Annotated in this window: 13 protein-coding genes; 2 read left to right on the top strand and 11 right to left on the bottom strand. The window is 53.5% G+C overall.

The window, feature by feature from the left end:
- Positions 1 to 43: 43 nt before the first annotated feature.
- From L1F29_RS10415 to mraZ, 4 genes are all read right to left on the bottom strand, one after another.
- Complete coding sequence (locus L1F29_RS10415; RefSeq protein ID WP_258388249.1) at positions 44 to 2308, bottom strand: penicillin-binding transpeptidase domain-containing protein; 2265 nt, start codon at positions 2306 to 2308, stop codon at positions 44 to 46.
- 10 nt (positions 2309 to 2318) lie between these two features.
- Complete coding sequence (gene ftsL, locus L1F29_RS10410) at positions 2319 to 2714, bottom strand: cell division protein FtsL (protein ID WP_258388248.1); 396 nt, start codon at positions 2712 to 2714, stop codon at positions 2319 to 2321.
- 52 nt (positions 2715 to 2766) lie between these two features.
- Positions 2767 to 3699, bottom strand: coding sequence for a 16S rRNA (cytosine(1402)-N(4))-methyltransferase RsmH (gene rsmH, locus L1F29_RS10405; protein WP_258388247.1), 933 nt, complete (start codon positions 3697 to 3699; stop codon positions 2767 to 2769).
- Positions 3700 to 3761: 62 nt separating this feature from the next.
- Complete coding sequence (gene mraZ, locus L1F29_RS10400; RefSeq protein ID WP_258388246.1) at positions 3762 to 4199, bottom strand: division/cell wall cluster transcriptional repressor MraZ; 438 nt, start codon at positions 4197 to 4199, stop codon at positions 3762 to 3764.
- A gap of 259 nt (positions 4200 to 4458) precedes the next feature.
- Here mraZ and L1F29_RS10395 point away from each other — a divergent pair, with 259 nt between their 5' ends.
- Positions 4459 to 4731: a hypothetical protein gene (locus tag L1F29_RS10395; protein WP_258388245.1), complete on the top strand. Its 273-nt coding sequence runs from the start codon at positions 4459 to 4461 to the stop codon at positions 4729 to 4731.
- Between the two features lie 63 nt (positions 4732 to 4794).
- Here the strand turns inward: L1F29_RS10395 and L1F29_RS10390 are convergent, their stop codons facing one another.
- From L1F29_RS10390 to L1F29_RS10365, 6 genes are all read right to left on the bottom strand, one after another.
- The gene (locus L1F29_RS10390; protein ID WP_258388244.1) at positions 4795 to 5895 is read right to left on the bottom strand and encodes a DUF4349 domain-containing protein; all 1101 of its coding nucleotides are present in this window, start codon (positions 5893 to 5895) and stop codon (positions 4795 to 4797) included.
- A gap of 149 nt (positions 5896 to 6044) precedes the next feature.
- Entirely contained in the window at positions 6045 to 7307 is a 1263-nt protein-coding gene (locus L1F29_RS10385; protein ID WP_258388243.1) for an adenosylhomocysteinase, read from the bottom strand.
- 130 nt (positions 7308 to 7437) lie between these two features.
- Positions 7438 to 9090 (bottom strand): bacillithiol biosynthesis cysteine-adding enzyme BshC, encoded by a 1653-nt coding sequence (gene bshC / locus L1F29_RS10380; RefSeq protein WP_258388242.1) that lies wholly within the window; start codon positions 9088 to 9090, stop codon positions 7438 to 7440.
- Positions 9091 to 9230: 140 nt separating this feature from the next.
- A complete protein-coding gene (locus tag L1F29_RS10375) occupies positions 9231 to 9626 on the bottom strand; it encodes a DUF3397 domain-containing protein (protein WP_258388241.1) in 396 nt (131 codons plus the stop codon).
- 19 nt (positions 9627 to 9645) lie between these two features.
- Positions 9646 to 10590 (bottom strand): ketopantoate reductase family protein, encoded by a 945-nt coding sequence (locus L1F29_RS10370; RefSeq protein WP_258388240.1) that lies wholly within the window; start codon positions 10588 to 10590, stop codon positions 9646 to 9648.
- A 227-nt stretch (positions 10591 to 10817) separates the two neighbouring features.
- Positions 10818 to 11465, bottom strand: a complete 648-nt coding sequence (locus L1F29_RS10365; protein WP_258388239.1) for an RsfA family transcriptional regulator — start codon at positions 11463 to 11465, stop codon at positions 10818 to 10820.
- A gap of 272 nt (positions 11466 to 11737) precedes the next feature.
- Here L1F29_RS10365 and L1F29_RS10360 point away from each other — a divergent pair, with 272 nt between their 5' ends.
- A complete protein-coding gene (locus L1F29_RS10360) occupies positions 11738 to 11974 on the top strand; it encodes a DUF2626 domain-containing protein (RefSeq protein ID WP_258388238.1) in 237 nt (78 codons plus the stop codon).
- A 79-nt stretch (positions 11975 to 12053) separates the two neighbouring features.
- On the opposite strand, the gene L1F29_RS10355 is transcribed toward L1F29_RS10360, so the two are convergent.
- Positions 12054 to 13226 carry a class I SAM-dependent methyltransferase gene (locus L1F29_RS10355; protein WP_258388237.1) on the bottom strand — a complete coding sequence of 391 codons (1173 nt, stop codon included), beginning with the start codon at positions 13224 to 13226 and terminating at the stop codon, positions 12054 to 12056.
- Between the last annotated feature and the right edge of the window lie 39 nt (positions 13227 to 13265).

The raw sequence follows: 13265 nt of genomic DNA, 5'->3' as shown, positions 1-13265 counted from the left end.
GGATCTACTCCGCGGACAAGCGATTCCACTAGAATCGAATCTCTTATTCCTGTCTATCTTCTTGGTCTTCCGCATTATCCGCAGCACTATTAGCCGCTTTATCTGCCCCCTGATCGCTGCCCCCATCTCCGCTTTCGTCCGTCTGTTCCAACGGTCCAGGAGGAGTCAGAATAAGCTTCAGCACGCGTTCGCCATCCTTCATGGCGGCAATCTGGTTCGTCACGTAGCCCTGGCCTTCCGTAACGGTGCGGATGTTAAGCAAGCTGCAGATCTCAAGCGCATCGCGCAAAGGCAATCCTCTCATATTCGGAATCGGGAGCTTATCGCGATCCTCCGTGATCAGGTAGACTTTCTGATTCGGGCTCGTTTCCGTACCGGCCTTCGGAATCTGTTGCTTGACAGCCGTACCCGAGCCGACGACCTCCGCCACTAGCGTACTTGATTTCAGCTTCGACTTCGCTTGACTGAGGCCAAGTCCGGACAGATCGGGAACGGCAACCGTCAACTCCTTCTGCTTCGACGACTTCTTCGTCTCCGGATCGACCGGCAAATCCGGCATAACATTCATCTGGCGAAGGCTTTGCTGCACGATCTTCTTGAATACCGGCGCCGCTACGGAGCCGCCGCCCGCATATTTGTCGTTCGGTTCGTCGACGACGACATAGACAATGATCTTGGGATTGTCGACTGGAGCATACCCGATGAAGGATACGACGTATTTCTCGTCGGAGTACCCTTTCTTGCCCGCGATAACCTTCTGCGCTGTACCGGTTTTACCGGCTACCCGGTATCCCGGGATATACGCATTCTTACCGGTCCCGATCTTCTGATCGGAGACGACCTGCTCCAAATATTCGCCGACCTGCTTGGACGTCTTCTCGGAGATGACCTGCCGGACGACCTTCGGCTTAACGACCTCCGTCTTATTCGTGACGGGATCCTCGATTTCTTTGATGATATGCGGCTGCATCAATTTCCCGCCGTTGGCCACCGCGGCTACTGCCGCGATCTGCTGAATCGGCGTAACGGTCACCGGCCCTTGTCCGAAGGTTGCGGTAGCAACCTCTACCGGCCGATTGGGATTAATGTTCATTTTACCTGGAATTTCACCGGGCAGCTCAATGCCGGTCTTCTGGCCGAACCCGAAATCCTTAATATACTGGATCATCTTATCCGTCTTTAACCGCTCATACCCCAGCTTGACAAAGGCGACGTTACTGGAACGTTTCAGCCCCTCCAGAAAACTGATGGTCCCCCAACCCTCGCGCTTAACGTCCCGCAGAGTCTGATTGCCGACTTTAATTCTACCGGATTCATACTCCTCATTCGGGTTAAATACCCCTTCTTCGACGGCAGCAGCCAAGGTCACGATCTTGAATGTGGACCCCGGCTCGTATTCCGACTTGATGGCATGATTGTAGAAGTTGGCCTGAGGCGATTTCCCGTATTCATTCGGGTTATAGGTAGGCAGGTTCGCCATGCCGAGAATTTCCATCGTATCCGGGTCGGCCGCGATGGCTGTAATGCTCTTCGGCTGATACTTATCGTAAGCTTCTTGAATCGCTTCTTGAACATAATGCTGGATGTCGGCATCGATTGTAAGCTTCACATTCTTGCCATCGCGCGACGGTTTGAACTCGACCTTCTCATTCTCTAGGATGATGCCGTTTCCGTCGCGCTTGTAATTGATCTTGCCTTCCACGCCCTTCAGCTCGTCATCCAAATAAGCTTCGAGTCCCGTGATGGCTTTGCCATCCCGATCTACATAGCCGATCGTATGGGCGGCCAGCTCATGCTTCGGATAATAGCGCTTCTGCTGTTCGATCAAATAAATGCCGACGTCTTTCTTCTTGGTTTGCTTCTCGAGCTCATCCCGAAAATTAACGATCCGGTCTCTCACCGATTTGTCGATTTTCCAGCCTTCTCTCCTCACCTCGCGCTGCGTGTAATACGTCCCGTCATCCTTCTTCGCCGTTACGATCTCGCGCAGCTCCGATTCCGGCTTCCCCAATATAAGATGAAGCTTGCTCACGACAAAATCTTCGATGCCGAGCTCGTGGATGATCTTAGGATTCACCGCCACCGTATAAGCGGCCGTATCCATGGCGAGCACGTTGCCGTCCCGGTCGCTGATCGTCCCCCGCACCGGCACGAGCGTTTCGGATGTCGACCAGGTGTTGCGCGCCTTCTCCGTCCAGAAATCAGCCTTTACCACCTGTACCCAGAAGGTTTTACCCATCAAAATAACAAAAAAGAGGGTGATAAGCCCTCCGACCAGCAACGTCCGTAATTTGATTCTCTTTGTCATGGCGGTCACCCTATTCCTTCGGGGCCTGTTCGGTCGATTGTTCTTTTCTATCGATCATAACGTCCTGTTTGGATGCCGACATGTTCATGCTCTTTGCGATTTTATTAATCCGGTCCGGATCGCCCAATACTTGAACCTGCTTCTCCAGCTCCTTCATCTCGACGGCCATTTCGTTATACTGGTTCGTCAGATTCCGGACTTCGATATTGAGCTTGTAGGTTTCCGCATAGCGGAAAATAATGATCCCCGCGACCAGTACGCCGACGATAATGGTGAACAGCCAGAGCAGCTTCTCCTGCACCGGAAGCGGCTTTCGCTTTACGACTACCGTTCTCTTCTCCCGATAGACCTGCTCCTCCGGTTTGCGTTTCGGCTGCAGCGCCAAGTTACCGTTTTGATATGCCAAATGTTTCCCCTCCCAATATTCGTTATTATAGGATCAATTCTGTCGAATGCGGCTACAGCTTCTCGGCAACTCTTAGTTTGGCCGACCTTGAGCGCGGATTCAGTTCCAATTCCTCCTGGCTCGGCGTGATCGGCTTGCGGTTAATCAGCTTCAATACGCCCTTGGATCCGCACACGCACATCGGGAAATCCGGCGGGCATGTGCATCTTTCAACAAATTTCGCGAAAAATTGCTTGCAAATCCGGTCCTCCAGGGAATGGAACGTAATGACCGACACCCTTCCCCCCGGCTTCAGCACCCTGACCGTCTGCTCCAGCGCCGCTTCCTCCGCGCCCAGCTCATCATTAACGGCGATCCGCAGCGCTTGAAACGACCGCTTAGCCGGATGAGGACCCGTCCGCCTTGCGGCGGCAGGAATGCCGGACTTGATCAACTCGACGAGCTCTCCGGTCGTTTCGATCGGATGCTGCTCTCTGGCCGCGACGATCTTGCGTGCAATGGCCCGGGCGAACCGCTCCTCACCATAGTCGGCTAAGATACGGGAAATTTCCCGTACCTCCCACGTATTGACGATATCATGCGCGGTTAACATCCCGTGCTGATCCATCCGCATATCAAGCGGCGCATCATGATTATAGCTGAACCCTCGTTCCGCTTCGTCCAGCTGCGGACTCGAAACGCCCAGATCGAACAATACCCCGTCGACCTGCGAGACGCCAATCTCGCCGAGCATCTGTTCCAGATGACGGAAGTTGCTCTTCACGAGCGTAACCCGGTCCAAATAAGGGGCAAGTCGGACGCGTGCGTTGTCATGCGCCCATTCATCCTGATCGAATGCGATCAGGCGTCCCCCGGGACCGAGCCTTGAAGCGATTAACTCGCTGTGACCGGCACCGCCTAACGTACAATCCACATATATGCCATCCGGTCGGATGGCCAGCCCATCGACCGCTTCTTCCTTGAGCACCGTAACATGTTGAAACAAGCTGTAACCCTCCCGGCTCTATGGTCGACTGGCACGACCGGTAAAACCGGCGCCCCTGCGATCTAGAAGTTAAAATCGAAATCGACCAGCTTTTCGGCGATCTCGTTGAATGTCTCTTCCGACTGGTTGAAATATCCTTCCCACGTCTGTTTGCTCCAAATCTCCACTCTGTTCGATACACCCAGTACGACGCAATCTTTGTCCAGCTTGGCATAATCGCATAACGTATTAGGCAAGTTTACCCTTCCCTGTTTGTCGAGCTCGCATTCCGTAGCCCCCGAGAAGAAAAAGCGCGAGAACGCACGGGCATCCGATTTCATAAGCGGCAGCGACTTCAGCTTTTGCTCCAGAACGCCCCACTCGCTCATCGGGTAGACGAACAAACAGTTGTCGAGGCCCCGGGTAACGATGAACTTCTCGCCCAGGCTGTCGCGGAATTTTGCAGGAATGATGATTCGGCCCTTATCGTCTATGCTGTGCTGATATTCACCCATGAACATAAGGCCGCTCCACCCCTTCCCCCAAAACCTCCACTTACCCCCACTTTTCACCACTAGTGTTGTTCAATTCGCCACCGAGAATGAAATTCCTGCATCATTGTAATGAATTTATAAATATTTCACGGGATTAATCTTGTAATACTTTTGAAACCTTTTTCCTGTATCATTCGTGTATGCTAGATGCAACGAATCCTGCAGGGAACTCTTTCCCGATCCGGCCAGTGAAGCGCAGCACGATTATCGTATAAAGGAGTAAGCCATGAACGCCGTTGCCTCCAAAAAAATTGAGCTTCTGCGCGCCGTCGAACAGATCTGTTACCAAGTTGCGCATTACTTGCTCGGCAACGACCGCGATGCGGCGGCGGCCAGCGAGGATGCACTGCTGGAGCTGTACCGGACGCCGTTATTCGAGACCGGCTCAGAAACAGACCGCCAAAGACTCGCGAAAGCGGCTGCCATGCGTTGTGCGATGCAGCGGGCAGGCAGTCTTGCCGGCACGACAAAAAGAGCCGCAGCCGGAAGCCGGGTATAATGGCTTCAGTCGCAGCTCCCTATTATCACGGTCATAAGGCTGTCATACCGTCAGCCGGACCAGTTACAGCTCTTCCTCTTGATTCTCCGCAGCATCCGGCGCACTATTCTGCGGCTCGCCCGCAGCGGCTGATTTCTGCGTATGCCTTCTTCTTGCCGCTAAACGGAGCGATTCTCTTCTGCGGTAAGCCACGTATACCGGAATGGCGATAACGGCCAGAACGACCACTACCGGAAGCGCGCCGGCCAGCACAATCAGCAATCCCTGAGCAAATTCATACAGAACCGTCGTGCTTCCGGTTAACGCATTCGTCAGCCGCTTCATAAAGACAGGCTTCTCTTCCTCCATCTTGGCAGCCTGCTCTATCCGCTCATACATACGCAGCTCTACGGTAGAGTAGGACACATTCTGATCCAGATAGCGCATCCTTCCTTTAATCCGCTCGATTTCCAGCTGAACCTCACCCAGCTGTGCCGAGAACTGCAGCAGATCGTCGGCTTTGGTCGCTTTGTCCATGAAGGCCAGCAGCCTCGCTTCCACCACCTGACGCGCTTTCAAGCGCGACTCCAGGTCGACATACTCTTCCGTCACATCCGTTCCCTGCATACTCGTCTCGTAAAAAAGATGCTTGATCTTCTCCAGCTCGGTTAAGAACGACATGAAGCCTTCAGCAGGAATTTTGATCGTGTAGGTGCCGCCTTGCTCTCCGGATGACTTCTGATCCGTGAATTGCAGCATATATCCGCCCGACAGATGGATCGCATTCCTCAGCGAGGTCTGCGATTTGGCGTAATCCTCCACCTCCATCGTGACATTGGCGCGATAAATCAGCTTGCGGTTGAAGCCGTCCGAATCGGCCGCACTCCCCGATTGCATCCCGCTCCCAAACCCCGCGCCCGCTTCCTGTGCCGGCGCTTCAGTCGACGACTTCACGCTCTCCGACGCCTGGTCAGCCTCCGTATTCGCAAGCTCGGCTTTATCCTGGCCGGAAGATGAATCCGATTTCATTGATTTCATGGTACCTTCAATGCTTTGCAAGGCACTGTCGCCCGAGTCCTCATTCGCGCTCGAACAGCCGGCTAATCCAACAAGAATGATTGCCATCAATAAAAGCGCATACATTCTCGTCCAGCCTGAATTCCATTTCCTCGCCCACTTGATCATTTTCGCACAGCCCCCTTATGATCTCTTTGCTCTCTAGACGCCTTCTTACTGGAAGAAGTTGCAAATTAGTCGGAAGCTATTGCATAAAAAAACCGTTTGAGCAGAATTCGCCTCGAATCCTGCTCAAACGGCATATATTTAAATCAGCTTTAGTGTTCAGTCCAGCTGTCCAGGTACGATTTCTGTTCCTCGGTCAGACGGTCGATGCCGATGCCGAGCGAAGACAATTTGTAATGAGCCACCTGCTCATCCAGCTCATAAGGCACGTTGACAACCTTTGCGCCGATTGATTTGTAATTATCGTTCACGTACTTCAGCGACAACGCTTGAAGAGCAAAGGTCATGTCCATAATTTCGGCAGGGTGGCCGTCGCCGGCTGCCAAGTTAACTAGACGGCCCTCGGCGAGCAGGTAAATGCTGCGCCCATCCTTCAGCTGATACTCTTCAATGTTGCGGCGCACGACCCGCTTGCCAGTCGAGAGCGCCAGCAGCTCAGGCTTGTTAACCTCGATGTCAAAATGACCGGCGTTGGACAAGATCGCCCCGTTCTTCATCACTTCATAATGCTCTCCGCGGATCACATCGCGGTTGCCGGTTACGGTAACGAAGATATCGCCGACCTTCGCCGCCTCGATCATCGGCATCACCGTGAAGCCGTCCATGTAGGCTTCTACTGCCCGGATTGCGTCGATTTCCGTCACGACCACATTCGCTCCGAGACCTTTGGCGCGCATCGCCACGCCTTTGCCGCACCATCCATAGCCGACGACGACAACCGTTTTGCCGGCCGCTACAAGGTTTGTCGTCCGGTTAATGCCGTCCCATACCGATTGTCCGGTCCCATACCGGTTGTCGAACAGATACTTGCAGTAAGCATCGTTGACCGCAACCATCGGAAACTTGATCTTGCCTTCCTTCTCCATCGATTTCAAGCGGAGAATGCCGGTCGTCGTCTCTTCGGCGCCGCCGCGGACCTGCTCCATCAGATCGGGACGCTCCGCATGCAGAATCGAAACCAGATCGCCGCCGTCGTCGATAATGAGATCCGGCTTCGTTTCCAGCGTTTTGACCATCAGATCCTTATATTCCTTCGGTTCCGGATTGTATTTGGCGTAGACTGTAATTCCGTCTTCGACCAGCGCTGCGCATACATCGTCCTGCGTCGACAGCGGGTTGCTGCCCGTAATCGTCACATCGGCTCCGCCGGCTTGCACGACTTTGGCCAAATAGGCCGTCTTGGCTTCCAGGTGAAGCGAAATCGCAACCTTAAGTCCTTTGAACGGCTGCTCGTTCTCGAATTGTTCGCGGATCCGGTTCAATACCGGCATGTGAGCCGCAGCCCAACCTATTTTCAAATGGCCTTCCGGCGCCAGGGCGAGATCGGTTACAATGCTATTTTCTTTTGCACTCATCTTTATTTCCTCCAGTTGCTTGACTTCGTATTTGTGTAGACATAGACCATGAACGATTGATTCGCACATAAACCGCTGCGCAGGAAGAACGTTCTTCCTGCGCAGCCAGCTATGATGTTCTAACTATCGTTCAATTTATATAGACCAGACGATGGCCCCCCGATGGGTCGTACGGAATAGCTAACAGATCGCCAATCCACTCCGTACCGTATCGGTTCCAATAGACGGACAGATTGAAGACCCGCTCTTGCGGCTTGCCGGCCGGCCAGAGCGACAGGGAAATCCGTTCGAGCTGCCGCAGCGCAGCATCGAACCGCTGAGCATGCGCGTCCTTCGTGCGCGTCTCCATATAAGCAATTTGTTCCGCTATTCTGCGCTTATTCTTCACGCCGAGTTCGGCCAATCCGGCCTGAACCGATGCAGCCATCTCGATCAGCGGATCGTATAGCTGGGCGAACTTCAGCTTCATCTCTTCGAACCGTTCTTCAATGGACAACTCGTCCCGTTCCTTCAGCCACGCCTGCTTACGGGCTTCGAAGCGGAAGATTACATCTTCGAACGATAAATCATATTTGGCCATATGCTTGGCAACGGCGCCTTCAATCAACGTAAACGACATCCGGGGCACGATAATCGGCATCTGCATACCGAATGTGCGGAATGCTTCCGCGGTAAGCGACCAATAGGCGATCTCACCGTTCCCCAGAACCGTTCCCAGAACAGGCAGAACATAATCCTGCATAAGCGGCCGGGTCAGCACATTGTTGCTGAAGCGCTCCGGCGTTTTCTCAAGAATGCCGAGCAGCTCCTCACGGGACATCGATAAGGTCCCCTTGCGGTTCTTAAACCGGCCGCTGCGTTTGAACAGCAGCGTCCGTTCACCGGCTTGCTCTCCCTCTTCCATATGGTAGAGAAACAGGTTCGCACCGCCCGGGGCAACCTCTGCCTGCTCTGCATACCCGAGCTCGCGAACCGCTGCCGCGCCGCGTGTGTAAGCTTCTTCAAGCTCATCGTTGCGTTCGATCATTCGCTTGAACATCGGAGCTTCCAGACGTCGGATGGAAGGATCGTCGGAATCCAGCAGAACCAGACCGTACTTGCCGAACAACCGTCCCATGAGATAAGCGAACCATTCGGTCAGCGTCTCGGAGCTCTCGGCATATGTTGCCAGGTGACCGATCAGATCCTGCTTGAATTCGGTATCCTCGAGGGAAACGCTTAGCTGCGTAACGGCCTCGTTCATCGCTTCTTTAGACAGCTTCGTCTGGCTGACCGAGGTCCGGATGCCTGGCGGGCGGTCCATCGCAATTTTCTTGATCCCCTGCTCATGGGTGGCGACCAGGGCATGGTTCACTTCATCCCAATCATGGTCCTCGCCTGCGATCCAAAACACGGGGATGACCGGTGTTCCGAGCTTCCGGGCTGCGAACCGGGCCGCTTGAATGACCGTTACCGCCTTATGGATGACCAGAAGCGGACCTGTCCACAAGCCGGCCTGCTGGCCTCCGACAATGACCGGAGCCCCTTCTCCGATCGCATCGATTCCTTTATGAACCTCCGGGCAATCATTGAAACGGGCGTTATAGCTGCGCAGCGTATCCGCCAACGCCTTAGCCGGCACCCGGCTGTCCGCATTCGCGGCAAGCGCGGCCGCTCTTGCGCGCCATGACTCTTCTTCCTCGGGATGGCCCCCGAATAGGTTTATAACATTTCTGTCTGTCCGGTCGCTATAAGCAGCGGCTAATGGTTGACCGGCAGGCAGCTGAAACAATTCGATCTCCATAGGTATCGTTCAACCTCTCCAGAATCAGCAATAGGAGTTTTTCTCATTTTACACAACGGCAAGCGTACCGTCAAAATAAATCGGCCCTCCTTGGAAGACCGATTCGAATGCACGATATGAAAGTTTACTCCCCTATTGCTTTATACCATGAAAAAGCTCTTTCCGATCCCGATGCACATCAATATGAAATAAAACACGCTCATTAAAAAAAAACCGAGCCGCCATATCGCGCGTACAATCCGCTTGACGTCAATCATGCCTCTCATCCTGTACTGCACGTTGCCCAGCAGCCCTCCGCCCAGAAGAAGAATGAGCACGATGCCATATAGACCGAATGAACTGTCGAAGATGTCGTTAAATAAGACGGCTACACAGCCGATCAGCAGGACAGTCGTCACGTCCATTGCGGTCCGGAACGCTTTCTTCCGGTTCCCCGTGTAAGCGCCAAGACCGAAATAAACGAGCAGGAAAGGGACGACAGGGATAACGGCCAGTAGTGCATATAGATGTTTTATGCTTTCCCAGAGCAATTGCATGCGGACCGCTCCTCGAAAATTATTGAGAACGTAGAGCTTTTATTAAAACCGTGACCGCATCGTTCAGCGGGGCGGGCATCTTCATCCGCTCTGCCAAGGCTGCGATTCCTCCGTTAATCCAATCGATTTCCGTAGATCTTCCGCTGCGCACATCGCTTAGCATCGACGATTCGTTGCTTGCGGTTTGCTCACATACATTAAGCAAGCGCTGCCAAGAATCGCCGTCGCCCTGCATACCGGCCGCCGTTAAGATCGACAGGCATTCGGCATGCAGCGCGGCCATCATGGTCCTCCGGAGCGGATCGAGCGGCAGCTCGCCGTTCCTGACGCCGTACAAAGCGGTGAGCGGATTAATGACCGCATTAACCAATAATTTGTTATAGGTCCGATCCTCCATTTCATTCGACAGCGACGCGTTTATTCCTGCCGATTGGAGCGCATCAAGCAACATTTTTTGCGATAATTCCTCTGCTTCGGTCATATTCGGCAAATCCGCGCTCTTCTCCCTGCCGAAGAACACCTGCCCCTTTCCGGTATAACGAACTGTTCTGGCATCCACCTTAAGCGCCCCCTCGGTCGTGATGGCTGCATATAAGGGGCTACTGGGCATCGCTTCCCGCAACCGCGGCATATGACCGATGCCGTTCTGCAGGCATAGAACTGAAGCGCCTTGCTCGGCTAGCCTCGCTATTTCCCCTATGAATGCGTCATCCAGATGGGTTTGCTTGACGGTTAACCAAATCCAATCATGAGACGGCAGCTTTACCCGGCAATCCGATATCCGCTCCGCCTGAAGCCGCACGACAGCGGTCTCCCCGCCTTCTTGCAATGCGGCTCCTTCCGCATTTAATCGTTCTGCCTGCTCCGCAGTCCTGGTCAGCATCGTGACAGCGATACCGGCTCTGACCAAACGGGTACCGTATAGCAGCCCGATAGCCCCGGCACCGGCAATGAAGATTCGCAAATTGAAACTCTCCTTATCTCTTGTCTCTTTCCTATTGGCATAATAAGCAGCATTCATTTTCGTGTTGAAACTTTCAGATGGAATCCATTTCGGTTCAAAATGGAACCCGGGTCCTCTATTGTCTCTTATCGTACCAGATCGCCCATGTCTTCGATAGACAATAAAACAGTCCCGGCCTCCTTTATGAAGGATGGCGGGACTGTTTTATCGCAAACTCGTATGCGGCACTACTCAATTCGTTCAAGATTACCGTTTGCATCCATCTTGAACCGCGGTTTCGACTCGTCTTCTTCCGTTAACACGGTTAGACGCCGAGCGCGGTCCATAATCTGAATGAGCGTCTTGTAATCGTCGTTCACGGTTCGGTAGTCGGTTTGGGCGCTGTTTACTTCATGCGAGAGCTTCTCGTTCAATCCTCGCAGAGTGAACAGCTCTTCATCCCGTTCCCTCAATTCGCGTTCAAGCGATTTGATTTGGCGAGTTAGCTCCTGATACGTCGCTTTCCACTGACGAAGGAAACGAATGACCGTATCGACCGAAAGGGATTCTTCCGTGATCGAATCATTTTTATAAGACCGTTCCTCGACATCGATTGTATTGACCGATGAAACTTGAGAGGTCGCGACAAAGGACTGCTTTTTCATATAGTTGCGTTTTTGCCGCTGTTGTTTAGCAATTTGAATCGCATCTTCATAACGCTTGCGGACACAGCTGTTCCAGCGGAACCCGCATGCGGCGGAAGTCCGTCCGATTCTTTCCCCGACTTCCTCGAAAGCGGCGAGCTGGGTACTGCCTTCCCGGATATGCCTTAGGGTTACCTCGGCGAGGATGAGATCGTCATCCGGGCTCCACGCATCTTGTCTGACTGCTGTCATGCAACCAAAACCTCCTAACGTTAGGCGCTTACTTTATCTCTATGCCCTTGGTAGAGTTCATAGAATCTATCGGATACTAATTTGTATATCCATTTTTTTGAAGGCTCATACATATTTTATTTTTCATTTGCACAAACTTGTATCAACGGCTTCAGGACCGCCAAAAAGTTTGCCAATTCGTCACGCAAGGCGGTTTACAGCAGTTTCCGTAAACGTTATAATGGGCAAGAGTAATTGGGTCAAGATTGACGAGACGAGAGGGGGATGAGATTGTGGCACGTATGTTTCGGGTGCTCGGCTTTTGGACGCTTGTAATCGCTCTTATGGCGTTTGCTGGCGATATGACCGAGATGGCACTCTTGTTCTTTATCCAAACGGCTGTATTTGTCCTGTTAGGCTATTTGAACTTTTCCGAAAGAACATACATACTCATGTTCTGGGGATACATGGTGATCTCGTTCGTTGGCTTCACCTATTGGACCGTTTTTGTTATGGGCAACCCGTTCTAAGCGGGCGCTGTTCCCAGAACAAATCAAAAGAAGGGCTGTTCCGGCACTTGCCGGAACAGCCCTTCTCACGTTTTAACCGTCATATTCCTTTGCTTAAGGTCATCACCTTGAAGGTCTCGCTCATTCCGTCGCTCAATAGCAGCTGGCGTATGCTGCGGTTGCGTTTGGCCGCTTCGCTGAACGGATCCGTGCCGTCATGCGCCGTTAGATCGTTCAGGACGCCATGATCGACCAGAAACTGTTTCTGCGTGCCGTAATAGGCAACATGCCAACCCGATGCTTCTGCGGCACGCCTGCACGCGGTAAAATTAATGTGGGCGGTTATATCCTGCCCGCCAGGCTGCAGAAACGGATTGTCATGCGCCCGGTGTCCGCTGTAGCAGAGGAGTGACCCGCGCATTCTGTGCGAAGCCGTCAGCTCGCGGGCTTCATGCCCGTAATCGATGAGAACCAGCGATCCTCTATTCACCCTTCCGCCTATGTAAGCGATCCAGCGCTCCGCTTCTAAATTAACCTCCGTCACTTGACCCTCCAGCAGCACGATACCGTCAGCCGCAAGAGACCGTTCGATCCCCGGATCCGTCAGCGGCATATACGCATACTGAAAGGCCGGCGCCTCCTGCCCTGAGGAGTGCCGAAGAGCCACGCCCAGCTCGTACAATTGTCCGTCGCGACAGATCACGCGATGAACCGGGAAAGCATCCAGCAGCTCATTAGCGACGATGATGATCGGATTATCCGTCATCAATCGGCTGGAGTCGATCTCCTCGGGCCGCCAGAACAAGAGAGCAGGGCCGTCCTTCTCCGGACCCAGCGTCTCCCGCGCGCTCTGCAAATGCGCCGGGCTGCTGTCGATCACGGCATAGGTCATGTAGGGCAGCCATTCGTAGCCCTGTTTCCGCCAAGCACCGAGAATGTGAGCGGACAATCTCCCCGTTCCCGCTCCCCACTCCGCAGCAGCTGCAAGTCCGCCATAGCTTGCTATCAGCTCTGCCATGTAAGCAGCCAGCTTCTCCCCCATCACGGTCCCGACCGCAGAGCTCGTGTAAAAGTCGCCCGTCCTCCCGATCCGGACCGGTCCCGACCCGTAATAACCGTCTTCGGGGTCGTACAGACACATGGCCATATAATCGCGAAAGGAAATACATTCTGCTTGCTTCATCCCGCCATCTTGCGCTCTCACCTCGCCAGCCGCATGATTTAGCGAGATACGCTCGGCTATTCGCTGCGCTAACCGCTTCGTATCATTCATCCCGTAAGCCTCCTGTCGGAAGGACAAATTCCTCTTTTA

The organism is Paenibacillus spongiae, assembly GCF_024734895.1.
In the GTDB taxonomy this organism is placed as follows: Bacteria; Bacillota; Bacilli; order Paenibacillales; family Paenibacillaceae; genus Paenibacillus_Z; species Paenibacillus_Z spongiae.
Note: the sequence above shows the minus strand (reverse complement) of the source record. Positions and strands in the feature narration are given on the sequence as shown.